The 25194-nt window shown below is 40.5% G+C and carries 23 protein-coding genes; 10 read left to right on the top strand and 13 right to left on the bottom strand.

The window, feature by feature from the left end; translation table 11 throughout:
* Position 1: 1 nt before the first annotated feature.
* Complete coding sequence (locus H5163_RS12890; protein ID WP_145239779.1) at positions 2 to 655, bottom strand: TrkA family potassium uptake protein; 654 nt, start codon at positions 653 to 655, stop codon at positions 2 to 4.
* Positions 656 to 667: 12 nt separating this feature from the next.
* Positions 668 to 2122: a TrkH family potassium uptake protein gene (locus H5163_RS12885; RefSeq protein WP_182735295.1), complete on the bottom strand. Its 1455-nt coding sequence runs from the start codon at positions 2120 to 2122 to the stop codon at positions 668 to 670.
* 205 nt (positions 2123 to 2327) lie between these two features.
* Between H5163_RS12885 and H5163_RS12880 the strand changes: the two genes are divergently transcribed.
* Together H5163_RS12880 and H5163_RS12875 are read left to right on the top strand one after the other, a co-directional pair.
* Positions 2328 to 3653, top strand: coding sequence for a DUF4118 domain-containing protein (locus tag H5163_RS12880; protein ID WP_182735294.1), 1326 nt, complete (start codon positions 2328 to 2330; stop codon positions 3651 to 3653).
* Positions 3646 to 4314 carry a response regulator gene (locus tag H5163_RS12875; protein ID WP_149981938.1) on the top strand — a complete coding sequence of 223 codons (669 nt, stop codon included), beginning with the start codon at positions 3646 to 3648 and terminating at the stop codon, positions 4312 to 4314. The genes H5163_RS12880 and H5163_RS12875 overlap by 8 nt, the downstream gene beginning before the upstream one ends.
* A 24-nt stretch (positions 4315 to 4338) precedes the next feature.
* Here H5163_RS12875 and H5163_RS12870 read toward each other — a convergent pair whose 3' ends face one another.
* From H5163_RS12870 to H5163_RS12860, 3 genes are all read right to left on the bottom strand, one after another.
* Positions 4339 to 5961 (bottom strand): methyl-accepting chemotaxis protein, encoded by a 1623-nt coding sequence (locus H5163_RS12870; protein ID WP_145239767.1) that lies wholly within the window; start codon positions 5959 to 5961, stop codon positions 4339 to 4341.
* A 277-nt stretch (positions 5962 to 6238) separates the two neighbouring features.
* Positions 6239 to 6856 carry a glutathione S-transferase family protein gene (locus H5163_RS12865; RefSeq protein ID WP_145239764.1) on the bottom strand — a complete coding sequence of 206 codons (618 nt, stop codon included), beginning with the start codon at positions 6854 to 6856 and terminating at the stop codon, positions 6239 to 6241.
* Between the two features lie 46 nt (positions 6857 to 6902).
* Positions 6903 to 7934, bottom strand: a complete 1032-nt coding sequence (locus tag H5163_RS12860) for an NADP-dependent oxidoreductase (protein ID WP_145239761.1) — start codon at positions 7932 to 7934, stop codon at positions 6903 to 6905.
* 259 nt (positions 7935 to 8193) lie between these two features.
* On the opposite strand from H5163_RS12860, the gene H5163_RS12855 reads away from it, so the two are divergent.
* Positions 8194 to 8619 carry a hypothetical protein gene (locus H5163_RS12855; protein WP_145239758.1) on the top strand — a complete coding sequence of 142 codons (426 nt, stop codon included), beginning with the start codon at positions 8194 to 8196 and terminating at the stop codon, positions 8617 to 8619.
* Between the two features lie 13 nt (positions 8620 to 8632).
* Positions 8633 to 9478 carry an SMP-30/gluconolactonase/LRE family protein gene (locus H5163_RS12850; protein ID WP_182735293.1) on the top strand — a complete coding sequence of 282 codons (846 nt, stop codon included), beginning with the start codon at positions 8633 to 8635 and terminating at the stop codon, positions 9476 to 9478.
* Positions 9479 to 9833: 355 nt separating this feature from the next.
* Here H5163_RS12850 and H5163_RS12845 read toward each other — a convergent pair whose 3' ends face one another.
* The gene (locus H5163_RS12845) at positions 9834 to 12578 is read right to left on the bottom strand and encodes a TonB-dependent receptor domain-containing protein (RefSeq protein WP_182735292.1); all 2745 of its coding nucleotides are present in this window, start codon (positions 12576 to 12578) and stop codon (positions 9834 to 9836) included.
* A 201-nt stretch (positions 12579 to 12779) separates the two neighbouring features.
* Between H5163_RS12845 and H5163_RS12840 the strand changes: the two genes are divergently transcribed.
* On the top strand, positions 12780 to 13985 hold the full coding sequence (locus H5163_RS12840) for an anhydro-N-acetylmuramic acid kinase (RefSeq protein WP_182735291.1): 1206 nt from the start codon (positions 12780 to 12782) through the stop codon (positions 13983 to 13985).
* On the opposite strand, the gene H5163_RS12835 is transcribed toward H5163_RS12840, so the two are convergent.
* The 5 genes from H5163_RS12835 to H5163_RS12815 form a co-directional block, all read right to left on the bottom strand.
* A complete protein-coding gene (locus tag H5163_RS12835; RefSeq protein ID WP_182735290.1) occupies positions 13982 to 14476 on the bottom strand; it encodes a hypothetical protein in 495 nt (164 codons plus the stop codon). The two genes, H5163_RS12840 and H5163_RS12835, sit on opposite strands and share 4 nt — an antisense overlap.
* Before the next feature lie 479 nt (positions 14477 to 14955).
* Positions 14956 to 15963 (bottom strand): L-threonylcarbamoyladenylate synthase, encoded by a 1008-nt coding sequence (locus tag H5163_RS12830; RefSeq protein ID WP_182735289.1) that lies wholly within the window; start codon positions 15961 to 15963, stop codon positions 14956 to 14958.
* 12 nt (positions 15964 to 15975) lie between these two features.
* Positions 15976 to 16773, bottom strand: coding sequence for a DUF6671 family protein (locus H5163_RS12825; protein WP_182735288.1), 798 nt, complete (start codon positions 16771 to 16773; stop codon positions 15976 to 15978).
* Positions 16774 to 16778: 5 nt separating this feature from the next.
* Positions 16779 to 19202: a YbcC family protein gene (locus H5163_RS12820; RefSeq protein ID WP_182732407.1), complete on the bottom strand. Its 2424-nt coding sequence runs from the start codon at positions 19200 to 19202 to the stop codon at positions 16779 to 16781.
* Positions 19199 to 20770, bottom strand: coding sequence for an NADH-quinone oxidoreductase subunit L (locus H5163_RS12815; protein ID WP_182732408.1), 1572 nt, complete (start codon positions 20768 to 20770; stop codon positions 19199 to 19201). Before H5163_RS12815 ends, H5163_RS12820 begins: the two co-directional genes overlap by 4 nt.
* A gap of 285 nt (positions 20771 to 21055) precedes the next feature.
* Here H5163_RS12815 and H5163_RS12810 point away from each other — a divergent pair, with 285 nt between their 5' ends.
* The 5 genes from H5163_RS12810 to H5163_RS12790 all read left to right on the top strand — a co-directional run bounded on the left by H5163_RS12810 (position 21056) and on the right by H5163_RS12790 (position 24277).
* Positions 21056 to 21934: a LysR family transcriptional regulator gene (locus H5163_RS12810; RefSeq protein WP_182732409.1), complete on the top strand. Its 879-nt coding sequence runs from the start codon at positions 21056 to 21058 to the stop codon at positions 21932 to 21934.
* Between the two features lie 122 nt (positions 21935 to 22056).
* Positions 22057 to 22515, top strand: coding sequence for a thioredoxin (locus H5163_RS12805; protein WP_182732410.1), 459 nt, complete (start codon positions 22057 to 22059; stop codon positions 22513 to 22515).
* Between the two features lie 84 nt (positions 22516 to 22599).
* Complete coding sequence (locus H5163_RS12800) at positions 22600 to 23064, top strand: mechanosensitive ion channel family protein (RefSeq protein WP_182735287.1); 465 nt, start codon at positions 22600 to 22602, stop codon at positions 23062 to 23064.
* 71 nt (positions 23065 to 23135) lie between these two features.
* Complete coding sequence (locus tag H5163_RS12795) at positions 23136 to 23729, top strand: DUF4202 domain-containing protein (RefSeq protein ID WP_182735286.1); 594 nt, start codon at positions 23136 to 23138, stop codon at positions 23727 to 23729.
* 41 nt (positions 23730 to 23770) lie between these two features.
* Positions 23771 to 24277, top strand: a complete 507-nt coding sequence (locus H5163_RS12790; RefSeq protein ID WP_182735285.1) for a zf-TFIIB domain-containing protein — start codon at positions 23771 to 23773, stop codon at positions 24275 to 24277.
* Between the two features lie 14 nt (positions 24278 to 24291).
* On the opposite strand, the gene H5163_RS12785 is transcribed toward H5163_RS12790, so the two are convergent.
* Together H5163_RS12785 and H5163_RS12780 are read right to left on the bottom strand one after the other, a co-directional pair.
* Complete coding sequence (locus tag H5163_RS12785; RefSeq protein WP_182732413.1) at positions 24292 to 24528, bottom strand: hypothetical protein; 237 nt, start codon at positions 24526 to 24528, stop codon at positions 24292 to 24294.
* Between the two features lie 106 nt (positions 24529 to 24634).
* Complete coding sequence (locus tag H5163_RS12780; RefSeq protein WP_182735284.1) at positions 24635 to 25015, bottom strand: VOC family protein; 381 nt, start codon at positions 25013 to 25015, stop codon at positions 24635 to 24637.
* Between the last annotated feature and the right edge of the window lie 179 nt (positions 25016 to 25194).

Below are 25194 nucleotides of genomic sequence, written 5' to 3'. Positions count from 1 at the left end.
GTTATAACAGCCTTGGCGCAAGATAGTTTAATTGTACACGGTTACCAGATAACAGCAGCGTGTCGTATTCGAGCAATTCAAAGTCATCCGTTAATTTTACAAATGTTTGTTTGCCTCGTTTAACCAGTAGCGGGTCAATTGACGCTTTGATTTCTTTTAGTAAATGGCCTAATTGTGTTTGATGTAAATGCGCTTTGATACTCACTTCTACCACGTATAAACCATTACCTAAGGAAATATAATCATTCACTATTGGGTAGTTTAGCGCTTGTGCAACGCGCACTCCCATTTCTTCTTCTGGGTGAATAATACGCGAGACACCCAACTTTGATATAATCGTATGATGCGCTTTGGTGCTGGCTTTAACCCATATTTGTTTAACCGCTAAATTTTTTAGTGCTAAGGTACATAATATGCTGGACTGCATATCTTCACCAATTGCGACTAAGACCGCTTCACTATTTGCTAAATCGAGCTCCTTTAACGCCGCTTCATCTGTTGAATCGCATACCACTGTCTCTGATAAGTGCTCAACATACTTTTCGGCGAGTTTTGGGTTGCTATCAACGCCAGTCACTGTGTGCCCTAAATGAATCAACTCAAGACTTGCTGCAATGCCAAAGCGACCTAAACCAATAACTGTAAAATGTGCCATATTATTCCTTCGTTATTTTTTCCAAAAGCTATGAGTAAAAAGTGCAAAAACAGTAAAATATTCTAACCGACCCACGATCATAGCGACCGAGAGTATCCAAATACCGGTGTCTGAAACTGGTTGAAAGTTAGCGCCAACTTCACCAAATCCAGGGCCAAGTACATTGACGCATGCAGCTACTGCAGTAAATGCGCTCCAAAAATCCAGATCCGTTGCCATAAGCAACATTGTAAACAGTAAGCTTGAACCAACAGCAAAGGTCATAAATGCCATAATTGCATGGCGTACATCTTCTTTAACGGGCGAGCCTTGATATTTAAGTGTAAATATCGCTCTTGGGTGAAGCAGCTGTTTAATATTGTTATTAATCATTTTGCCAACAATAATGTTACGAATTATTTTATTTCCGCCAGCCGTTGAACCTGCACAACCACCAAGATAGCCGGCAATAACCAGTAAAAACCCAGCCTCAGCTGGCCAGTCAGTAAAGCCTGCTGCGCCATAACCGGTGCTGGTAATAAAAGAAATAATATGAAATGTAGAGAAACTAAATGCTTCAAGTACATTTGAGTAGCTGTCTTTAAGCAGTAGCATGGTGGTTAAAAGAACCGATAAAAGCACCACTATATAAATAAAATAACGCGTCTCTTCATCATGATAATAACTAGTAATGGCTCTTTTGTGCGCTACTTTGAAGTGCAAGGCAAAGTTAATCGCTCCTGCAAGCATAAATACATTAGCTATCCACAGCAGTAAGTGGCTGTGGTAATACCACATACTGGCATCATGGGTTGAAAAGCCCCCAGTTGAAACCGTGGTAAAGGCATGTGCGATCGCATCGTAAAAACTCATTCCGCCAGCATAATAGGCTAAAGTACAAAGTACGGTGATTGCTAAATAAACGCCCCATAAATAATGAGTGGTACTGGCAACGCGAGGAGTCAATTTTTCGTCTTTAATGGGGCCTGGTGTTTCTGCTTTTAATAATTTCATACCACCAATATTCAACATAGGTAAAATAGCCACTACAAAAATTACAATGCCTAAACCGCCCATCCATTGTAAGAATTGTCGATACAATAAAAAGCTAGCAGGCATGTTATCGAGCCCTGATAACACCGTTGCGCCAGTGGTGGTTAAGGCGCTGATTGACTCAAATACCGCGTCGCTAAAGTTAACGCCAGTGATGACTAGAATAGGAATGGCGCCTAACACACCGGCTATAATCCACGTTACTGTGGCGTAAATAAGTGCGTCTCTGAATGTTGCGGCGGTTAGATCAGTTTTACGTAAATTGATAAGTAGCACTAAAGCGACAGAGATCATCGTTGCGCCAGGAATAAGAAACGCGCTAATAACTCGGTCTTTAAAAATAAATAATGAAAGCGCTGCAAAGACCAGTTGTACCACTCCCATCCAAATAATAGGAAAGGCGAGTAGTCTTAAGGTGATTTTCCAATTTATCATCAATACGCCTTATCAAATACCTATAGCAGGTAACACGCAATCACTAAAGTTGAGTTGAATATACGGGATCAAATAGTAAAGTCAGCGCTGCACTGCAAAGCTTTATAAAGATTTTATAAATGAGATAAAAAACTTTATAAAAACTTTATAGAGGCAATATTGAAAAGGCAGTAACCTATGTAGTTAATTGTCAGAGGAATCGTTAATGAATCAAGTGCAGGGCAAACCAAGCAAATATAAAGCATTTTTTTTGGCGGTGATAATGCCGATCATTGTGGTTATGGCGATTTATCCGTTACGAGATTGGTTTTCGACCACCGACATCGTGATGCTACAGCTGTTATGGGTCGCCTGGGTTGCAGTTCGCAGTAACCGACGCGTTGCAGCCATTACCACCTTGGTCAGTGTAGCGTGTACCGATTGGTTTTTTGTTACCCCGTATTTTACTTTTCATATTGAAAATATTGAGTATCTAGTTACTTTTATCGTGATGCTCATTGTGGGATTGATGATCAGCCAGTTAGCGGGCGAATTAAACACTAAGGTGCGAGATGTACAATTACACGCGAGTAATAGTCGAACACTGTACGAGCTGGCTAAAGGATTAAATAGTTTAGACACACTGGATGAGCAAAAGCAGTACTTTCAGCAGCTTATTAGCGAGCATTTGGCCATTACTTGCCAATTTCAACAAATGCGTCAGCAAGTGGCAGGTGAATTTATGCTATTAAGTGATAAAGAGCAAAGTATGGGGGGGTTTGCTTTTGCAACGTTACTGTCTGAAGGACAAAAGAGCTTCGTAAATACCGCAATTTCATTGTTGTATCAGGTACATGAGAAAACATTACTGAGGCAGCAGTCGGCGGCTATTTCGGTTCAAGCTGAACTCGAGCGTGCTAAAAATGCATTATTACGCAGTTTATCTCATGACTTGCGCACGCCACTGGCAACTATTATGGGCGCCTCAAGCATGTTGGCCGATGATGAGATCACACTCAGTGAAGCGATAATAAAAGAGCAGGCCGGTAATATTTATGAGCAAAGTAAAATTCTTAATCAGCATTTTGACAAGGTGATGGAGCTTAGCCGAGTAAATAAAATGGGCGAAAACCTGTGCTGGCAAACAATTAACTTGCAAGCTTTGCTAAGCGAAGCAAAAGCACGTAGGCAGCAGCAATTAGCGCATTTTGTGGTAACAACAAATATTGATGCCAATTCGAGCTGCCAAGGCGATGTGACACTGTTAGAAATAGCACTGGCAAATATGCTCGAAAATGCATGGCGTTATGGTGATGGTGAGGTGGTTGTTGAATTTACCCAAAGCCGTTACGAGTCAGCGGTGAGTTATCAATTACTATTGAGCAATAAATTAATTAGCAAGCCACAAGCAAGTGCTGATGAAGGTGTAGGGCTTGGCAGTGTAATTTGTGATGTGGTTGCTAAGTTTCATCAAGGCACATTTTCACTGACGATAGATAACGATACAGAAATGGCCTTGGCAAAATTAATCTGGATAAAAAATAATGACTAAAATCTTAATACTTGAAGATTCTCCGCCGTTGCAAAGCTTTTTAAAAACCTTACTGCAAGCCAGTGGCTATGAGCTGAGTATTTGTGATAAAGGGCTGGATGGTTTTGCACTTTTAAGTGAGCAAAGTTATGACCTTGTATTATTAGATTTAGGGCTTTTGGATATGGATGGTCAAGACTGGCTAGTGGAGTTTAGGCAATGGAGCCAGTTACCGGTATTAGTACTCTCAGCCCGTGATGGTGAAGTGGAAAAAGTCACGGCGCTTGATAATGGGGCCAATGACTTCCTGACTAAACCTTTTAGCGCCAATGAACTATTAGCGCGTATTCGGGTGTTACTGCGTACTAATAATCAAGTCAGTTTTGCGTTGCAATGTGGCGACATTTGTATCGACCCAAATAAGCATATTGTACGTGTTGGTGACAATGAGGTTAAGCTGACTAAAAAGGAATATGCAATCTTACTGTTATTATTTCAAAATAAAGATAAGGTATTGACTCATAATGCAATATTAAGCCATATATGGGGAGAGCAATATATAAACCGCCCTGAATATGTGCGTGTGCATGTAGCGCAGCTAAGGCAAAAATTAGAGGCAAATCCCGCAAGCCCAAAGTATTTACTTACTGAGCCTGCGGTAGGATATAGATTAGTAGATTAAAGTATTAAAGTATTAAAGCGCTCTTTAGTTCACTTTGAAATAGCTAATGTACTGCTTCAGTGTTTTTGATAACTCAGCCAATGCGACTGCTTCTTGTGCATTGTTTTTTAAGGATAAACTGGTTTCCTTGGACATGTTAGCGATTTCCTCTACACCAGAACTAATTTCTGACACTGTGGCAACTTGCACTGATGTTGAGTCGACAATTTCAAGTACTTTTTCCAAGGAATCATTGGCTTGTTGTTGTATCTCTTGCAGTAGTTGATTGGCTTCATCCATCAATAATAAACCACTTTCTACTTGTGGTACTGTGGTTTCCATCGCAGTGACAGATGCTTGGGTATTATCTTGGATCTGTAAAATCATTTTCTCAATATCACCGGTCGCATCACCTGTACGTTGGGCGAGTTGCCTAACTTCATCAGCTACAACGGCAAAACCACGTCCAGATTCGCCTGCACGAGCGGCTTCAATAGCTGCATTTAGCGCTAGCAAGTTCGTTTGATCTGAAATACTACGTATCACACTTAATATATCACCAATGTTTTTAACATGATTTTGTAGTATGTTTACTTGTTTGACTGTTGCTTTCACTGTGGTTGATATGCCGCCAATTTCGGTTGCTACTTTTTGCACCGATTGACTACCTTGTTGTGATAATTGTGCGGTAATTTTTGAATTATCTTCAGTTTGTTTTACTGCGCTGGCAACTGAGTGAATGCTATGGCTCATATTGGCTAAATTGGTGACGGCAGAGTTAGTTAGCGTAACTTGATTATCTGCAGCATAAAGTGCTTGTTGTGAGCCTGAGGCGACACTTGCTGAATGAGATGAAAGCTCTTGTGAAGAATCAATAATGCTATTGACGATAGCTTTCAATTCTTTTTGCATTACTTGAACTGATGCCATCATACTATTAGGGCAGCAGGAATTTATTTCAGTGGTTAAATCACCTTTAGCGATACGTGCAATTACTTCTGCCGCTTCTTGTGGTTCACCGCCTACTGCATTTTTAATTTTTGAACTAATAATATAGGCAATTACGGCGCCAATAATAACAGCCAGTGCAGTTAATGAAATCATCCATAGCTCAAATGAACTGGTTATCTCACGTGTTTTATCCGTTAAATTATGATTTGTTTGCTCTTGCAGATTGATGAATTGATTAATGCTGTCCAACCATTCTACAAATGAGGGACGCGCATCGGTTAATAATAGCATAGTTGCGTGCTTTATATTATTAGCACGTTTAGCGGCGATAATATTTTCCACTAAGGGGAGGGTATGCTCTTCTATTTTATCAATTTTTTTCATTAGGGAGCGCTCGTGATCAGTCATTTGATCAACCAAGCTCGCCATTTTTTCATGCGATATTTGGTAATTGTTATTGAGCTCATTTATTAAGCTAATCGTATCGCTTAAATCACTAGCATTTGTTAATATCACCACATCCCGTATTGCTATTGCCCTATCATGTACTGCGCCCCTAAAATCAATAGCATAACGCTGCTTAACAGAATTTATATCGTTAATTTCAGTTATATTATTGTCAATTTGATTTACTTGAGATGTGCCAATAATGGTTAATGTGAGCATCATTAATAAGATCACTCCAAAACCAGTGGCGAGGCGCATATTTATGGTCATATGTTTTCCAGTATTATTTGGTGCGATTTTATATTGGCTGATTATAACTCAACGTAATTCGTTAAGTGGAATGACTTATAAAACGAATTTACTTTTTTAATAATCAGTTATGTATAAATAATGTTAATGCTTAGCAATTAATGTGCAGTAGTCAAATTAATGAGCAACTGCACTTTTTGAATTATAATGCTTTAAAAAATCTATCTCGATAGACCGAATCGGAATGGGTGCATCGCTTGGCTGTAAAACCACCTTAAACAGCCAAAACAAAACTAATTTAGTCGTACTTTGCTTCTAACTCATTAGCGGAATGAAATTTCTCGTGAGTTTGTAATTGCTCATCGTATTTAACGAGATTTTTAAAATGTGCTAGTTGGCCTGCATTTTTAACAATTTCAACAATAAATGACATCATAAAATCAGCACCGGTTAGAGAGTCACCTACTAAGTAACGCTTCCCTTCTAAGCGGTCATTAAAGTAACTAATAACTTTTGCGGTTTCTGCATCGGCATAGCCTTCTAAAAATTGCGTTTTAGCGCCATCTTTTTGCACAAACATTTTTAATAATAGCGGTAAAATTGCTGAGCTTTCAGCGAAGTGCAGCCATTGCTGGTAGTCAATATAGTCTTTACTGTCACTGCTTGGCGCAAACTTACCGTTACCGTATTTACTGATCAAATAGTCTGTGATCGCACCTGATTCAGCAATTATTTGGCCATTGTCCTCAATCACTGGTGATTTGCCCAGTGGATGAATCGCTTTAAGCTCATCAGGAGCTAAAAAGGTTTCACGGTTGCGTTGATAAGCCACAATTTCGTAGTCAACGTCTAGCTCTTCGAGTAACCAAATAATACGTTTAGAGCGTGATTTATTTAAATGATGTAACTTGATCATAGTGTTCCTTGTAAGCGCAGTAATAACTGCGCTTGAAAAATAAAGTTTATAGTGGCTGGTTAACTTGTATTACAGTTTTGCCAAAGTTTTTGCCATCCAGCATATCGTTAAAAGCAGACACTGTATTATCAAGCCCGGTTATTAAATGTTCACGGTATTGAATTTTCCCTTCGCTGAGCCATTTTTGCATATCTGTGGCGAACTCATCATAACGATGACCATAATCATCAAAAATAATAAAGCCTTGCATACGAATGCGCTTAGAGAGAATTTGCCCCATCAGAGCCCCCATACGATCGGGTCCTTGTGGTAACTCAGTCGCATTATATTGCGACACTAAGCCGCATAATGGTACGCGAGCAGCGGTGTTTAATAGTGGTAATACGGCGTCAAAGACTTTTCCGCCCACATTTTCATAATAAACATCAATCCCCGTATCACATGCCTCAGCTAACTGCTTGGCAAAGTCATCGCTATGGTGATCAATACAGGCATCAAAACCAAGCTTTTCGACTGCGTATTGGCATTTTTCACTGCCGCCTGCCACACCGACTACTTTACAACCTTTGAGTTTAGCAATTTGCCCAACAGTTGCACCTACTGGGCCTGTTGCAGCAGCTACGACCACTGTTTCACCTTCTTTCGGTGCGCCAATATCCAGCAGCCCCATATAAGCAGTAAAGCCAGGCATACCCATAATACCTAATGCATACGATGGATTATTTGGCTCTTTGCCTAATGGCATTAATCCTTCGCCATTTGAAATCGCATATTCCTGCCAGCCTGTATAGGCTAGTACCCAATCGCCTTTTGCAAACTTGTCGTTATTTGATTGCTCAATTTGACATACGGTTGCGCCAACCATGACATCGCCAATTTCTACCGGATCAGCATATGATTTCGCATCACTCATGCGGCCACGCATGTAAGGGTCAAGTGATAAATAAATGGTACGTAGTAATACTTCGCCTTGTTGTAATTCAGGCATTTGTACGCTTTTAATAGCAAAATTATCAAGTGTTGGCGCACCATGAGGACGAGATTTAAGCGTAAGCTGTTTATTGGTAATAGATTGCATAATTTTTTTCCGTATCCAGTTAAAAAGAGCTGCGTATAAGTACTGTAAATCTAAATGCTTAGTTGTCTGCAGCGAGTTAAATGCTTAACGTATGAACTTAGGGCTAAGGTGAGCAAATTCAATGCTGCGTATGGATTAGTTTATCGCTGTGCAGAGAATCATTTTTGCAGCAGTGCAATAGTGGTGATTTGTTCTGCCATTTAAGAACAAGTTGTGTTAAAAATAACCTTTAGATAGATGTTGTTAGCGAGGGAATGAAATGAAAATACAACTGTTGGTTTTACTGCCACTGCTAGTCAGTGCTTTTGTGAGCGGTTTGGTAAAGGCAAATGATGAAGTATTGTCGGTCGATCAAGTTGCGTTACAGGGAATGCAGTTTAGTTTTGAAAATGATGCGAAAATTACTCCAAAAAAAAGTGATTTTACAGTGGTTAATTCCGTTTTTATGAGTAGTGAGCAAGGCCGACGAGTCGCAGTGGTGACAATTCGTAATGACGCGTCAGGTTCACGCATTTTACAAGCGGAACATATTATGGCGTTATTTGCTGATGGGCGGCGAGTTGCCCCGATTTCCTTGGCTGAAAACATTAAACTAGAGGATGGCGAGCAACGCTCATTAACGCTGTCGTTTGGCGAAGACAATTTCCCTATTTTGAGCATCTTCACCAGTAATAATTTAAATTAGGAATAATAATAAAATGAAAGCGATGATCTGTGGATTGAGCTGTGCAGCACTTTTTAGTGCCACCAGTATTGCGCAGCACAGTAAGGAGTTTGTGCCTGATAATGTGTTTACTCAAGGCGTTGAAGGACCTGTTTTTTATAAGCAGCATTTATACGCAGTTAATTTTGCTGAGCAGGGCACCATTGGTAAGGTTGATAACAATGGTAAAGCCAGCTTATTTTTAAAGCTGCCAAATGACAGCGTTGGTAATGGTTTGCAATTTGATAGCCAAGGTAATCTCTATATTGCGGATTATGTAAATCATAATATTTTAAAAGTGCCTGCTAATAGTAAAAGCGTTGAGGTTTTTGCTCATAATAAAACCATGAATCAACCAAACGATATTGCGATTACCAAACGCGGTGTATTATTTGCCAGCGACCCTAATTGGGCTGATGCTACCGGCAAATTATGGCGTATAAATACAGATGGCAGTACTCAATTATTAGAAGATAATATGGGCACCACCAATGGTGTGGCGGTTAATAACAGCAATAGTAAACTCTACGTAAACGAAAGCGTGCAGCGGGTTATTTGGCAGTATGATCTTGATAGTGAGCTAAACATCAGCAATAAGCAGCCGCTGATCACATTTGACGACCATGGTATGGACGGCATGCGTGTTGATAACCAAGGTAACCTGTATGTTGCCCGTTATGGCGCAGGTGTTATTTTAAAAATTAGCCCCGCAGGTAAGATATTGCAAACCTATACTTTAACAGGGCAGCATCCAACCAATGTGGCATTTAATGACCAGCAAACCAAGCTGTTTGTAACTATGCAAAAACGCGGTGCGATTGAAGTGATAAATTTGGAGTAAAACTGCGGGCATTCAGTGGGAATTGACTTAGTTGTGATTGTTTAAAGACCCTAATTTGCACAAAGAGAAGTGAATGAGGGTAAATGAGACACCCAGAAATACGACGGGCAACGGATTAATCCTAGCACCTAGATACTTTTCTAGAACCTTTACCCATGTAGGTCGCTATTTATGGCGTCAATATTTTCCTCATCAGCGCAGCGTCTCATGACTTCTTTGTGAATAAGTTACTTCGAGTCCATCTGCAAGATGAGTAGCAAATGTTTTGATTCAACTAATCTAATATGAAAAGCGCACCGGGCAGGGTGCGCTTTAAGGGTTTAATCCTGTGTTGCTATGAGCAATTTGGGATTAACTAAAAACTCGGTGAGTAACGAACTGCAACGCCCACTGTACGGCCAATAACGCTGTAATCACTCACAGTATTAAAGTGGTTAGCGCCAATTTCAGGTGTTGGTGGTGCTTTGTCAAATAGGTTATCGATACCAAAGTTAACGGCGATAGTGTCGGTTGCTTGCCACGATGCAGCAAAGTCCATGTAGTCTTGTGCTGAAATTGTTTCTGTTCTATCTACAGCATAGTCTACTTCACCGATTCTGCGCCAGCCTAATTGGAAGTTCATGGTATCTAGCTGCCAATCAAAGGTGGCGCGATGTTTATAATCGGCTTGTAAGATACTCGCAAAATCACCTGAACACGCGCTACCGTAAGTACCTTTACAATCAACTTCGGCTACGGTGCTATTATTTTGGCGAGTTTGTTTTGTTACAAAGTTACCTTGGTATGAGAGCCTAAAGCGACCGCCTAAATCCATTGGTGCATCAAATACATAGTTGGCTGCTAAATCGATACCAGCTTGTTCAATCGCTGCAAGGTTAAAGTCATTTACGATCGCGGTGCTAATAAAGCCTGTGTTTGGATCGCGTAATACTGCGCCACACAATGGGTTATTAGGATTTGGATCGTCAATATAACAGCTCTGTAATGCTGCACCTGGCTGGATTTGGCTTACTGCATCAGTTACGCGAATGCTGTAATAATCTATAGATACATCGAAGCCATCGATATAACTGGGTGTGTAAACCACGCCTAAAGTATCTGATTCAGCTTGTTCTGGTTTTATATCTGGGTTACCACCGTAAGTATAAGCGGCAGAGCTGCTATCAAATTCAGTACCAACTGCAGGTGCGCCAAATGCGGCACATTGTGCTGCGTCACCCGTACCTAGCAAACATGGATCACCATTAAAACGACCTGCTAAACGTGGCACGAATTGGTCGCTATCTTGATCAAACAATGCCAGTGAAAGAGAGGTGATTGGGCTGGCAAATTCACCTAAGTTAGGTGCTCTAAATGCCGTAAGTTTATTCGCACGGATACGGATATCATCGTTAATTGCCCAGTTTATGCCCAGTTTATAGGTGTCTTCTGCTTCAGTGTTTGAGTAATCAGAAATACGATACGCGCCCTCAAAACTAAGCTCTTTTGCAAATGGCATATCAACTAAGATCGGCACTAATAGTTCTGCATAGAACTCACTACTGTCAAAACTGGCATCCATATCAAAGGCGCTAACAGCGGCAAAACTAGTGCCATTTCTAAATGCATCTCCCGGTGTTTGCTTGCCCGTTTCTTTGCGGTATTCATAACCAATTGCAAAATCGACATAACCGGCAGGTAGTTCAAATATGGCACTTGAATCACCTGATAAGGTGGCAGCAAACACGCTCTGCGTTCGCTCGCGAGTGGTATAAAGTAGTGGGTCGCTAAATTCGCCTAGATCTAAATTAGGATCAAAAATATCCATGGTATTGGCTATACTGGCAAAGCGACTATTGCCACTTTTATCGGTTTTGTAAGCATTTTTATAGATCGTTGCTACTTCATCGGTTTGACCATACTGACCATAAATATCGTAACGTAAATAATCGTTAATATCGCCTTTTAAACCCAGTTGAAATTGCAATGAATCTCGCACGGCTTCAGTATGCTGTACGCCAAGGCCTAAATTACGTTCAACATTGACTAGCGTATTACCATCAGCATCAAAGGTGAGTTGTTGGCGAAGTTCATCAGGAATGTATTGGTTATCTTGTGTGAGAGTTACTTGCTCATTAACAAAAATAGGTGTTTGGCCGCTGGCTCCGGCGCCATTAACGGTTACTTTAGAATACATCGCACGGCCATAAATGATTGCGCTGTCGCTGGCATCCACATCAAATAATAAACCAGCAGAAAATCTGTCCATAGGCTGAGTTAAATAGCGGTCGCCGGTAAAGTCATTGGTTTGACGATCGCTCACGACTTGGCCTGCATCATTAATCGCTAAACTATTACCACTGGCAACATCGGTGTATAACCCGCCGCTATTAATCATAGTCGCGCCATTCTCTAAGGCATAATCACGTTCACCAGCAAGTAACTCTTTACGTTCAGAATAACCAAGGTAGCCAGTAATATGGCCACTACCATCAGCTATATCGCCACCAAAAATGGCTTCAAAATTAAGTTTTTCATTGCCACCATCAGCTGTTTCATAACTACTTGAAAACTCAGCGCCGGTAAAGTCATCATCAAGCACAAAGTTAACCACGCCAGCTACTGCATCGGCGCCATAAACAGCAGCTGCACCGCCTGTTAAAACATCAACACGTTTGATCAAACCGGCAGGAATTGTATTGACATCAACTGAGTTACGAAAACTAAATGGCACAGCGCGCGTACCGTCAATTAATACCAAAGTTCGGTTTTGACCAAGGCCACGTAAATCAATAGTCGATGAGCCAAATGAGTCACCTACCGTTGCACCTGTACTATTAGCTCCCGCTGCAGCTTGTGGTAACTTTGCGGTAATATCTTCTACATTCACCGCGCGATCTAGGTGTATTTGTGCTTCGTCAACACTCACTACTGGGCTACTTGAAACTAATTCCGTTCGCTGAATTCGAGAGCCAGTAACAGTAATTACTTCAGGTTTTTTTTGCTGCACTTCTTGCTGTTCAGCGGCCAATAAAACAGGGCTAGTAGTAGCAATAATTGCCAGTGCAATTGGAGATAGCAGGTGGAGTGGGCGCATTGAGTTAGGTTTGCAGTGTTTCATGGTCAGTTCCCGTGGTTATGTATTTTTTGCTATTATGAATTTTATCGTTGTCGGTACACTCAGTGTGTTGGTAAGTTTTAAAGCATTTTTAACTTGTTTGCAATAATTATTCTTTCAATATTTAAAGTTAAGGTATAAAGTATTCTTGAGTTTGAAATGCATATACATTAATTAGTATTTTGATTTTTAAGGGTAAAAAGAATGCATCAGCATATATTACAACTGTATAACAGCGCTAAAAAACAACACAGATTAATAATTGGTCTGATGAGTGGAACGTCATTAGATGGGTTAGATGTTGCATTGTGCAAAGTCTCAGGTCATGGCATGAACACCCAAATTGATGTGTTAGCCTTTGACACTGTTGATTATGATGATGACTATAAACAAAAAATAAAAACAGTATTTGCCAAACGCGAATGTGATTTGGAGTTAGTTACTTTACTTCATCCTTGGGTGGGGCAATTACATGGCAAAATGGTATTGCAGTGTTTAGCTAAATGGGAAGTTGCTGCAGCTGATATTGATGTGATTGCAAGTCACGGGCAAACTATTTATCACTGCCCTAAAAGTCAGCATAACCAGAGCGATTTTAATCATGGTACTTTGCAAATAGGTGATAGCGACCATTTAGCGGTTACGACTGGTATTACCACGATTGGCGATTTTAGACAAAAGCACATTGCAGCGGGCGGAGAAGGCGCACCACTTGCAGTATATGGCGACTATTTATTTTTTAGCAGCTTAACTGAAAATCGTATATTACTGAATATGGGCGGCATTGCTAACCTGACTTTTTTACCACAATCTGCTGATGCGAGCGCTGTATTTAGCTCTGATATTGGACCAGGTAATACAATCATGGACGCTTATATACAACGTTATTTTGCGCCGCTTCATTATGACAAAGATAGTTTAATTGCCAACCGAGGCCAGATAAATCAGCCGCTGTTGGATGAGTTATGCCAAGATGAATTTTTTAATTTGGACTTTCCTAAGACGACAGGCCCTGAAGTTTTCAATTTGGCTTATTTACACCAAGCACAAACGACAACCAACACCCTAGAGCTAAGCCACGAAGATGTAATGGCAACACTAAATCGATTTTCGGCGATGATGATTGCACAGGCTATTAATCAATGCAGTGAAAAATTAGCCGATGTTACAGTTTATGCCAGTGGTGGGGGAATACATAATCCACTGTTGATGAAGCATATTTTATCTTTGTGTCCACAGTTACATGAGATTAAAAATACCCATGCTCTAGGTATCGACCCAGATGCGAAAGAAGCAGTTTTGTTTGCGATTTTAGCGAACGAATGTTTAGCGGGGGGCCAGCAACGTTTTGGTAATCAAGCGCAGGGCATACCCACCATTACTATGGGTAAAGTCAGCTTTGCGGATTAAAATAATGATAAAAATGAACTACTAAAACTTGTCATATATTGGCGCAGTGCATGACTTTTAGAAACTAGAGCCGGCTCGTATTGTGGTATATAACCTGCGCCATATTCCTTGATTGCGACATCAAATTCAGCACTGTCTTTGAGGGTGGCATGTAAACCATGCAACATTAATTGCAGCACATATTCGTCACTTTCATCACTGAGAGTTATTTTTTCAAGTGTCAGCGTTACCGTACCGGCTTCTATATCGCTCAGACGCAGTGTGTATTGCATAAAGTAACGTGCATCACGCGCTGCTATATGTGTTGCACTTAACGAAATAGTGTCGCCTTCATGCGCATCTTCTGGTAATACACAAAGCAGTCTAATTTCATGCTCTGCGTTTGCATTTAGATGCAGCGTATCGTATTCCATAGTATGTGCCATGGCAGCTGATAGCGGATCTTCAAAAGATTGCAGTGCAAAGTTCAAGCGCACTAAAGGAGTGGTCATTGAGGTCTGTCGTCTTTTCTAGGTTAATTAAATCGAATGGAAATTATCCTATAGTTTAATTGCAGATTTATGACTAATTGAACGTATTTTCATCATTTTCAACTTAGCCGTGCTAAAACAATGTACTTTCTCATTTTCGTTTCAAATTGTTTCCCCATTCATAAGGGATAGAGAGTCATATGTGCTTAGATGGGAGGATGTTAAGTTTTTGGCTTGGTATTTTACTCTTAACTAATTTTTTGGCGGCTCAACTTGCTATCAAACATTTACTGATCAAATAGTCTTGCTACTGTGGCGAAATCTTAGGTGTGATTAAAAATAATATATTGTGATTCTACATGTTCAGTGTTATCGATATTTATCATAATTTAAGCAAGGTTTTGGGTCTCATAAATAGGATAAAACAATGGATAGTGACTGTGATTTGCAAGCCTAGGGTTAAATCAAATGACTTGCAAAGTTTTAAGTTAAATATTTACTTAGCCGATATACGTCGATGCTGCACGTGAGAGTCTGTCGTTTACTGCTGACCATGCTTGCTCTTGTGGTGGTTGCTCTACCAGAATAGTTAAACATGAGTGTTTATCGATTTGATGCAGCGAATCATAGAGATTTTTTGCGTAATCATGAGGTTCTTCTGCTAAACATGTGATGTTGTTAATAGGCACATGTTTAAATAGCAGCGCATCGATGGCAGTTTTTGAATACACTAAATAATGTGTTTTATCGTTGTCATGCTCATTAATCTCAGTGATTAATTGTTCAAGCGATATCAATGTTGTAGGAGTATTCGGTTGATAGTGGGCGCTGACATTGCCTGGCACTATTTCGTTATGTTTTAAAGGTACTGCCACGGTTAGTCCTGTTACCTGCTCAATTTCTACTGCGCTAATAGGACCTGGCCTCAAAATACGCAGAGTTTGATCAGTAACTTCCAGTATGGTTGATTCAATGCCATAGGAACATTTCCCGCCATCTAACACCGCCGCAATACGACCATTTAGGTCGTTGATAACTTGCTCTGGTGCTATTGGACTCAATTGTTTGTAGCTATTTGCTGACGGCGCGGCTAAACCGGTATCAAGTTCGGTTAATATTTTTAAAAATAAAGCATTTGCTGGTACTCGTAAACCAATAGTATGCAAACCACCTGTAACAGGATTATTTAATCCTGTTTTTGCTTTAAGGATCATCGTTAAGGGGCCTGGCCAAAATGCATCTGCAAGTGGTTTTACACAGGCCGGTAATTGCTCTGCCCATCGGGTTAAATGACTTTGATCAGGAATATGTACAATCAGGGGATGGCTTTCAGGTCGTTTTTTAGCAGCAAAAATTTTTAATACGGCACTAGGAATTGTTGCATCTGCGGCAAGCCCATATACTGTTTCGGTTGGCAGTGCGACACATTGCCCCGACTTAAGCAAGCTGATCGCATCTACGATACCTTGCTCGCCTGATAACATTTTAGTTGAATTAAATGGTGTCATTTAGTGTTAGTCTCATGGGTTACAAATTTGACAATAAGTTGGATCAGCCAACGCGTTGTTGCTTGGAACAACACAGCTATGTTGGCAATGATCACAAGCGATTAGATGATGCTTAACTTGCTTGGTTGGTAATGAACATTGGCTACAAATTAGCCCGGCTATTGCCTTTTTAATCACAAAATTAGCTGCCTTACACTGGGGGCAAAATGACGTTAAGCGTCTTGCTAAATCTTTCGCTGCGTTTGCGATCATAGTTTGCCGTTCAGGGCTATGCATGGCTCTTAAATCGGGGATGATTTTCCCCGAAGATGGTAAATGATAAGTAAACCTTGCTAGCAATTCATCTAGGCTTAGGCCTTTTTCAAGCGTATGCGGCAATGTTAATATCCAATGTTGCTGTTCAAACTTGGCTAGCTTTTCGGCTATTGCTTGTGCGGTTGTATGATGTTCAATGGGTAAGCTAATGGGTGAAAATGGCCCAGCAGCATGGCCATAAATAGCTGTGTTTGTATCACGCTGATACAGGCAAAGTAATTCAGTATTGAAGTTAACTAAGCCAAAATAAGGACCACCACCAAAACTTCCTTCGCTGCCTAAGCCAAATGCAGCATTACTGTATTCACACGCTTGTTTTGCTTTAGTTAATGCTGCTTGTTCAGGTGAGCATGTACGAGCAATTTCACCACTAAAGGTGCCCAATGAATCGGTATCAAATGCGTCAGACTCTCTAATCTGATAGCCTAAAGGCTCAAGATAAGGAGCAATCCAGCGTGATTTTTGATGCTTAGTCGCAAGAACGATGTGTGGCATTGTTGTTAACCTTCATTGGCATGAATACAGTTATGCCACCTTCCTTTAAAAAAGCGCTCGATTTCATTGTTATCACCCCACCGAAATAAGCTTAGCCAGTCGTTATCTACCAGGTTTTTGATCATGCTATGTTTTTCATATATCGATGCAATTGCCTGTTGTGGAGCGGCAATATAGACGCTTAATCTTAGTGGTTCATGCATCCATTTTTCACCATTATGTAATGATTGCATAGCAAGGCCAATGCGCAAATCACCGCCATTACCTTCAAAGATGCCTATATTTCCTCCCACTGCATTATGCAGTACTTTGTTACCACTACCATATTTAAAGTTATCTGTGACCGAGATATTGTATTGGGTATTAATCCAGTTGGTGACGATCATCGGTGCAGTCATAATGAGCTCTAATAAACTAAAATCAGTATCATGTTGCCACTGGTAATCATGTAAAAAGCTGCGGCCTTGTAGATCCACCTCGCGAGTCCAGCTTCGCGGAGCAACAATAAATGCGGCATTATTAGCTAACCCCCACTCAGGACGAACTTGTGACCAGTCATTTGCTCGCTGCTGATAGGCTTTGTTTATTTCTTGGTGTGACTTCAATGCTAGGCTTGGTTCGATATGCTGTATTCTTTCGCGCTGAGCTTGTTGAGTCGCCGCTGATAACCATTGCTTAGTTGTGTCGTTCAGTGGTTCATCAAAAATTGTAATGTGGTCGGTTGTGGTGTTGTGTAGCGCGGCAACAAATTGGCAGTTTGTGGGGACAGTGGATCCGCGTTTTTTTAATGCTTGGCGAACCTGCTGATCATTTAGTAATGACGCTAACACACGCACATTAACTTCGCCTGTTTGTCCTCCGCAGGCTCCGCAATCAAGGCCAGCTGCATGTAAATTATTGGTAGTATGGCTACCGTGACCGACCAACAATATAGTCTCAGCATAGTGTTCTATCGCCATGGCATTTAATACCGTATATGCAAGTTCTGCTTTATCTTGAACATTAAGTTGCTGATCATTTTTGTTTAATTGCCATTGCTCGTTATGGCTTGACTGTATGCCATCACGGCTTGCTAAAAAAGTATTTTTTAGCAGTTTAAACGCGTATAACCAACCCGCGGATTCAACCATTGAAAACGCAGCTGGTGCGGCTTTAGACCAGCTCTGCCAAGCCGCTGTAAGCTTTCGCTTTGATAACGTTTTATTGTTTGTATGTTGTTCACTGACCTGAATTATCGGTTTTAATAACCCAGGAAGTTGTGGCCGCTTAAGGGCACTAGAATGGGCTTGGTATTCAATAGGCAGGCCAAAAAAGCCTGCAAAGCCGAATGTTTCAATGGTTTGGCTTTGTGATTCTAATGCTCGGCGCATCACTTCTGAGCGAACATCAATACAAAATATCGCCTGTAATTGTGTCTTAGTAACGGTTTTTTTATCAGCATTAATGAGCTTTTGTTGCAGTGTTTGTTGATAATTTAGTTCTGCTGCTTTAGCCCACACCCATATTGGACGCTGAGCAATTTTATGGTTATTTAAACGCTCGGATATTTGTGCTTTTTCTTGCTGCCATTGACTGCTTAACAACGCATAACTTGGCTTATCATGGTCCTTAAGGTAACGCCAAATAACTAAATCCCACGCCATACGTATCGCTAATAATTGGTACATTTCATCGTGGGGCTGTTGATATAAGTCCCCTTGCCAACGTAAATACGCCAGCCACGAAGCCCAGCCATTAATATCGAGTAACAGGGCATGGGCATAATACTCTAAGCAGTCCTCGTCAATTCCTAACGTATTGATTGTTTCTACAATTAATTGGTCAGCTGAGTCAGGTAACTGAGCAAAATAGCTGTTGAGGTGTTTTTCATCCATGATGATACTAACCCCTTTGTCTGCTTTGATCACTGTTAACCAATGATGGTAGAGATCACTGACTTGAGAAATATCGTTACGATGTAGCATAGGGCCAAGCTGTTGATAATGTGCCGCACAAAATTGACTGATTTGATGAATAATTTCATCGTGCCAAGCCATCTTATGTGGATCTCGTTGAGTATCAAGCAAGTCAGAAATGTTATGCCAGTGCATCAGTGGTAAATCAATTTTCAGTGACTCTTTTAGCTGTTCAAGTGTTAAAACAACTCCTAATATATGGGTTGCATCACGTAAGTTTTCATCGGTGATTGCTTGTTGTTGATATTTTGCTTGATAATAAGCTTTAGGCATTTGTAGTTTGGCATTGGTCAATACGCTTATGCGAGCACTGACTTGCTCGATGGGCATATCGCGCATGTGCCAAAAGGGATTCACAGCAATCATTTGATCAAGTGGCCAACTGGGTGCAATGTAGCCACATACTTTTGCTAATATCGCTTTTTCTGTATTGTTAAGTGCTTGCTCAGTGTTACAGGAGGTAGCGGTATTCATAATTGTGACTCCTTTGCAATAAACGTCTGGTTGTGGTGCTTCGTATTTGTTTGCTTATCAACGGGAAGGCGAATAGGCCAAAGTTTTAAGGTTAACCGAGTGAACCATTCATCAAGATACAGCCCTGCAAATAACATGGTTGAGAGTGCTTTTACTTTAGGGTGTTGGCTTTGATTGCGAAGAAAGTAACTTAATGCCATTAATGTTGTAATCAGTACGATAGCCCAGATATCAGCGATGCTAAATGCCGCTTCACGCCATGCTGTGGTATCGACAGCTAAGCCAAATAGTGTTTTTAATCCGACGTAGCTTAAGGTCGCAATAAGAGCGATAAAAGTGATGGGTATTAGCATACTCCTCCCTGCAATACCGTGCTTTGTAGCAATCAGTATTGTGAGTGCTAATGTTAGTAGTAACCAAACACTGATAGCGCCACTGTAACCACTGATAAACCATGCCGAAGAAACAATAACTGTTGAAATAATCATGCCTCTGAGCCAATCAGCTAATGAGGGAGTATGTTTTGGTGCATGACGGCGATTAATATCTTCATTAATTGCGTTACCTGCATTTAAAAATGCGTATGCTTTATACATAGAATGTGTCACTAGATGCATGAGCGCCAGTTCGAAAAGTCCTAATGCACATTCTAAGAGCATTAAACCCATTTGTGCGCTGGTTGACCATGCGAGTCGAACTTTAACACTGACCCGAGTCGTCATGACTAAGGCGCTAATTACAGTGGTTAACCCTGCTACGACCAGCACTAACCACTGGGCAATTGTTGCTTGCATAAACAGTGGCGCAAATAAAATTAATAAAAAACCACCTAGGTTAATCACCCCTGCATGTAAAAGCGCACTGACAGGAGTTGGCGCTTCAACAACTTGGATAAGCCAACCATGTAACGGAAGCTGTGCGCACTTGATCAGCGCAGCCAGTGCAATAAGACTGCCAGCGAGTTGTTCACTCAATGTTAGCTCGACGGTATTATTTATGTAGGCCGCAGTGATCTCAGTGATCAACCAGGTATCGTGTACGTTATATAGCAGTGCAAAAGCGATGAACAAACATGTTTCAGCTAAACGGGCGACAATGAATTTTTTATGTGCGGCCAGTGCTGCACGTGGCCTGTTAGGATAAAACATTAATAACTTATGTAGCGCGAGACTAATTGATAGCCAGCCCAGCCAAAATAGAATTAAATGATTACTTAATACAACCAGAGTAACAGCCGATAAGGTCGTCAATAACCATCGCCAAAAGTAATTAATACGTGGCTCACCAGCCATATAGTTTTGACAAAACCTTACCAAGCAAATGCCGATAAACACGATTAGCGCCAGCATAATGATTCGAGTGGTTGTGAAAGAAAGGGCTGATATTAACGACAGGGAGAAAGTAGTCTGAGCAGTTAACGCACCTATAAGTAACAGAGCATTTGCGATTAGTACATAAAAGATGGCCTTGCCATTATTGGCCGTGGTTTTGTTACCGATAATGTAAGCCGTTAGCAGCATGCTAAGGGGGATAGCCAACATTAACAGTGAAATAATTAACTCACTCATTTACTGCTCCTTTTAATTGATGCAATTAGGGGCTGTTTATTTTTCGAGGTTACTTTTGCAGCCGTATGTTTAACTTTTAGGCAAGGCAGAACCTATCTCGTGTGGTTATTCCCCGTAAGTAGTTGATAACGCAGCGTAAATGCCAAACACCCGCTGCCCGAAGGATTCTGCCCAGATAGAACAAATTTCAATCCTGAAAGGTCAACAGGACCTAGTATGACAAAGTTGAAAGGCGAAAAAAAATAGATATAATCTATCTAAACGTTCTATTTAAGTTAACTATTCATGAGCCGACTTAATTATCATCATCTTTATTATTTTTGGCGAGTCGCGTTGCTAGGTAATCTAACGCAAGCTGCTAAAGAGCTGCATATTTCGCAATCGGCTCTATCAACCCAAATAAAGCAACTTGAGCACACGATTAACGTTAATTTGTTTGAGCGAAAAGGCCGAAGCTTAGAGCTTACAGATATGGGTAAACGTGTATTAGCCTATGCCAACGACATTTTTAGCACTGGTGAAGAGTTATCTTCGTTTTTGAGCAAAGGTGCAATTGCTGAAAAACAACACCTTTCTATTGGAGTCTTAAATACGCTATCGCGAAATTTTATTGAAGAATTTATCAATCCATTGTTAAGCTCTTCCTCGGTCACTTTTTCTTTAACCGCACGGCGTATGGATGGTTTGCTAAATGGTTTGGCGGAGCATGAATTAGATTTAGTACTGACAAATAAACCCGTAGGAACAGAGCATCATAATGAGTTATGGCAAAGCCAGTTAGTTTCGCGTCAACCGTTGGCTATCGTAGGGCCTGCTGATGGTAAAATCAGTAGTGAGTTTCCAATTGGCTATGAAAACGCACAATGGGTATTACCCAGTAAAACGTCGGCAATAAGGGACTCATTTAATGCATTGTGTGCTCGCTGGCAATACAAACCAGAAATTAAAGCAGAAGCCGATGATATGGCGATGCTGCGATTACTGGCACGTGATAGTGGGGCATTATCGGTATTACCATCGGTGGTCGTAAAAGATGAAATAGAGCAAGGGGTATTAATTGAGTACCAGCGCTTACCTGATGCTTACGAGCATTTTTATGCCATTACAGCACAGCGTAAATTTGTTCCCGATAGTTTAAAGCAATTACTCGCAGTAAAGTGCTAATATTACTCAAGCATCGTTATGCTGCGTGATTAGGTTTTCAATAACGGTATCTTAGTTGCTAATTTATCCACATCTCTGAAAATTTAGTCAATTTTTAAGTGCTCAATCAATAAGAGAAAAGTATGTTGAAACAGGTTGTAATGATAGGGTTTTTGTTGCTATGCAGTGTTAGTTTTGCCGCACAAGAGCCTTTAGTCGGGCAGATCAGTGCTGCTAATTTATTAAAAAATTACAACGGCTTCGAGCAGCAGTACGATAGTTTTAAACCGTCTCAACACGAATTAAATACAATCAAGAAACTAGCTGGTAAAGATATACTAGTGCTGTTTGGTACTTGGTGCCATGACAGCGAACGTGAAGTACCAAGATTGTTAAAGCTGATTAAGCAATCTCAGTTAACATTAAAAAGTTTAAAATTAGTGGCGGTAGGATTCGATAAGCAAGATGATAAAGGCATTGCAAAAGCACATCAGTTAAAGTACACCGCGACAATTATAGTAAAAGAGGGTGATATAGAACTTGCCCGCATGATTGAAAAGCCCAAGCATTCATTAGCAGTTGATCTCACTCAGTTTAACTAATTTAGACACAGCTTTGCTCAATGAATTAATCTTTTAGTAAATCTATTAACTAAAGAGCTGGTTTATTTAATATGGCGCTTATCTATGAATGAAAAAATTATTGCTGCTATTTTGGTATTTGTTGGCTGTATTGTTTTAAGTTTAGTTTTTCACTTGGCACTGAAGAAGGTTGAACGTCGTTTTGATGGCCATGCCGCGGAATCGTTTCGTTTAATTTCAAACTCACAAAAAGCGATTTTGATTTTTATTGGCACTATATTAGCGCTCTCTAAGCTTGATTTTGATGTAACTGGTTTAGTCGCTGGCTTGGGTTTAACAGGGTTTGCGTTAGGGTTTGCGCTTAAAGATGCAATTTCAAATCTCGTTGGAGGGATAATGATTGTGCTTTACCGTCCAATTAAATTAGGCGACAACATCGAGGTCGCAAGCTGTAAAGGTGTCGTGGTCGATTTAAACCTCAGATATATTACTTTACAGACCGATGGCTGTCGTCACTTAGTTCCCAATTCATTGATGCTCAGTAATAAAGTAACAATAAATAACTCGTAATACTTTCAACTAGCTAATTACAAATGAGCTGATTAAAATAGCCTATAAATCTAAGAATGATGACTAAACTAATGTTTGAGCAAGTAATCGCGTTAATTGATGAAGCAAATAGTCAGGATCCTAATCAAGAACACTATGCAGGTAAAGTGTGGCCTAAAGAGCGTTTATATTCAGAGCGTATGACGCAGATGTTAAACCGTTTTAAACCTGATGCTGATGAGCTAATGCATATTGCTGTGAGAGCACAACACATAAAGCGTTGGTGTTCGCCGCGAAGTCACTTTCCAATGGATAAACAAGGCTATCATCAGTGGCGCAGTGCGTTGTATGTTTTTCATGCCAGTACTGTGGTTGAATTAATGCAGCAAGTTGGTTGTTCTGATGTTGATCAGCAACGAGTATATGCAGCGGTTGCGAAAAAACAAATCAAGCGAAATCCTGATAGTCAATTGGTGGAAGATATCGCAAGTTTAGTGTTTATTGAGTATTACATGTTGGCATTTGTGCAAACAAAACCAGCCTACGATGAGCAAAAGTGGATTGGGATTTTGCAACGTACGTGGCAAAAAATGTCTACTGAGGCACATGACTTTGTGTTGGCGGGTAATATTACTTTACCAGCGCCGTTAGTACCGCTAATTGAAAAGGCGCTTGCACCGAGTTAATATCTCACTGCGATGAGTAATAAAATGCAAAGGAGCTGGATATGCGCTGCCCAAGGACAAATATAGAACTCACTAAACTAATGGTCGGGGGGATCGAGGTTTTCTCATCCGCCAATGGTGGGGTATTTTTTGATAATCGCCAGATTTTTAATTTTAGTGATCCATCTTTAAAAAGAGCGCTGGTGCTTGCTGAGCACTTGGCTGCTTTACCTGACACAGACGTTGATTTAACGGCACGAATTAATTGCCCTAAGTGCCCGAGTATCGTGATGATGCGGCGCTTTTTTACACCTCTTCATGTGGTCGAAATTGATGAGTGCCCAAGTTGTGCGGGTATTTGGCTAGATCCAAAAGAACTTAATAAAATTCACGACAATCACTTAACAGCGAAAGAAAAACAATTACTAGTGAACCAGCAAGCCAATAATAATGGTTTTATACATTTTGAAATACCGACTAATCGATTTAGCCAGCGAGGTATTAAGAAAAACCACAACAAAAATACCGAGAGTTTAGTTGAAATCGCTTTAGCTTCGTTTTTGGACTAACTCTGCAGAGCAACTTAGTCTTGGTTAAGTTGCTGTTTTACGTTTTGTACTTTCGCTAAAGTTTGCTTATCAACAACCACAGGCAATATCAATTCTATATTTTCTAATGAGGCGATGACTTGTGTTTTCAACTGTGTCTGCTGTTCAATTTGCATAACTTTTAGTGTTTCAGTGGTTTGCAGTTTGATTTGTTCAGTCACTAGCGCTTCAGTTGGGCTTAGTAGCATCAATGTTAGTAGTAATGTATTCATATTAACCTCCTTATTTAAATTACCGCTAAGATAAGGAAATTAGATGACAGTTACGTGTGGCTTATATTGCTACAAAGTTAAACTTTAATGCTGTTTTGATGAAGGGCTAGGCTTGTACTAAGCAGATCAAAGTACCTTCAATGGCTCGTACGTAGGCATAATATTGAGTTCCTCTACAGCTAGGGGGGCAAAGAGGCTCTGCGCCAGCAAGCACCGCTTTATCGTAACTTTCACTGAGATTAGTACAGCTAAAGCGCAGCTCAAAACCTAGCGCTGGTTGCTTTGGGTGAGCGCGTATATAACCTTGTTTAAAATGGGCTTGAGCAGATGGGTGATTCGCAAAAGCAATTTTTATATCGCCTGTGGCAAGCTCACCATATTCGGCATCATCGCTGAGAGTATGGGTGCCAAAACCAAACGCTTGATAATAAAAGTCTAAGGTTTCTTCAACGTTATCAACATAGATAACCTGATTGATTAATTCCATTGATGACTCTATTTAAGTTTACATCTTTTAAATAAAGCACAGTTTCCTGAGATTTGCGACATCAGGTAAAACTAAACACTTAAATTTGTTTATAAAAAAACCTTGTAAGGGTGTGCCCAACAAGGTTCAATTTTACAGCTTACAGCTTACAGCTTACAGCTTACAGCTTACAGCTATAT

This window comes from Pseudoalteromonas sp. SG44-8, assembly GCF_014164125.1.
In the GTDB taxonomy this organism is placed as follows: domain Bacteria; phylum Pseudomonadota; class Gammaproteobacteria; order Enterobacterales; family Alteromonadaceae; genus Pseudoalteromonas; species Pseudoalteromonas rhizosphaerae.
This window is presented reverse-complemented; position numbering and strand designations above follow the sequence as displayed.

What these genes read in the sequence shown, in the direction of transcription:
- H5163_RS12860 (WP_145239761.1), bottom strand. Translation starts at nt 7,934, where the DNA reads ATGCAATCTATTACCAATAAACAGCTTACGCTTAAATCTCGTCCTCAT.
- H5163_RS12795 (WP_182735286.1), top strand. Translation starts at nt 23,136, where the DNA reads ATGTTTGAGCAAGTAATCGCGTTAATTGATGAAGCAAATAGTCAGGAT.
- H5163_RS12835 (WP_182735290.1), bottom strand. Translation starts at nt 14,476, where the DNA reads ATGACCACTCCTTTAGTGCGCTTGAACTTTGCACTGCAATCTTTTGAA.
- H5163_RS12850 (WP_182735293.1), top strand. Translation starts at nt 8,633, where the DNA reads ATGAAAGCGATGATCTGTGGATTGAGCTGTGCAGCACTTTTTAGTGCC.
- H5163_RS12805 (WP_182732410.1), top strand. Translation starts at nt 22,057, where the DNA reads ATGTTGAAACAGGTTGTAATGATAGGGTTTTTGTTGCTATGCAGTGTT.
- H5163_RS12870 (WP_145239767.1), bottom strand. Translation starts at nt 5,961, where the DNA reads ATGACCATAAATATGCGCCTCGCCACTGGTTTTGGAGTGATCTTATTA.
- H5163_RS12830 (WP_182735289.1), bottom strand. Translation starts at nt 15,963, where the DNA reads ATGACACCATTTAATTCAACTAAAATGTTATCAGGCGAGCAAGGTATC.
- H5163_RS12815 (WP_182732408.1), bottom strand. Translation starts at nt 20,770, where the DNA reads ATGAGTGAGTTAATTATTTCACTGTTAATGTTGGCTATCCCCCTTAGC.
- H5163_RS12820 (WP_182732407.1), bottom strand. Translation starts at nt 19,202, where the DNA reads ATGAATACCGCTACCTCCTGTAACACTGAGCAAGCACTTAACAATACA.
- H5163_RS12785 (WP_182732413.1), bottom strand. Translation starts at nt 24,528, where the DNA reads ATGAATACATTACTACTAACATTGATGCTACTAAGCCCAACTGAAGCG.
- H5163_RS12880 (WP_182735294.1), top strand. Translation starts at nt 2,328, where the DNA reads ATGAATCAAGTGCAGGGCAAACCAAGCAAATATAAAGCATTTTTTTTG.
- H5163_RS12810 (WP_182732409.1), top strand. Translation starts at nt 21,056, where the DNA reads ATGAGCCGACTTAATTATCATCATCTTTATTATTTTTGGCGAGTCGCG.
- H5163_RS12865 (WP_145239764.1), bottom strand. Translation starts at nt 6,856, where the DNA reads ATGATCAAGTTACATCATTTAAATAAATCACGCTCTAAACGTATTATT.
- H5163_RS12845 (WP_182735292.1), bottom strand. Translation starts at nt 12,578, where the DNA reads ATGAAACACTGCAAACCTAACTCAATGCGCCCACTCCACCTGCTATCT.
- H5163_RS12825 (WP_182735288.1), bottom strand. Translation starts at nt 16,773, where the DNA reads ATGCCACACATCGTTCTTGCGACTAAGCATCAAAAATCACGCTGGATT.
- H5163_RS12885 (WP_182735295.1), bottom strand. Translation starts at nt 2,122, where the DNA reads ATGATAAATTGGAAAATCACCTTAAGACTACTCGCCTTTCCTATTATT.
- H5163_RS12875 (WP_149981938.1), top strand. Translation starts at nt 3,646, where the DNA reads ATGACTAAAATCTTAATACTTGAAGATTCTCCGCCGTTGCAAAGCTTT.
- H5163_RS12840 (WP_182735291.1), top strand. Translation starts at nt 12,780, where the DNA reads ATGCATCAGCATATATTACAACTGTATAACAGCGCTAAAAAACAACAC.
- H5163_RS12780 (WP_182735284.1), bottom strand. Translation starts at nt 25,015, where the DNA reads ATGGAATTAATCAATCAGGTTATCTATGTTGATAACGTTGAAGAAACC.
- H5163_RS12800 (WP_182735287.1), top strand. Translation starts at nt 22,600, where the DNA reads ATGAATGAAAAAATTATTGCTGCTATTTTGGTATTTGTTGGCTGTATT.
- H5163_RS12890 (WP_145239779.1), bottom strand. Translation starts at nt 655, where the DNA reads ATGGCACATTTTACAGTTATTGGTTTAGGTCGCTTTGGCATTGCAGCA.
- H5163_RS12790 (WP_182735285.1), top strand. Translation starts at nt 23,771, where the DNA reads ATGCGCTGCCCAAGGACAAATATAGAACTCACTAAACTAATGGTCGGG.
- H5163_RS12855 (WP_145239758.1), top strand. Translation starts at nt 8,194, where the DNA reads ATGAAAATACAACTGTTGGTTTTACTGCCACTGCTAGTCAGTGCTTTT.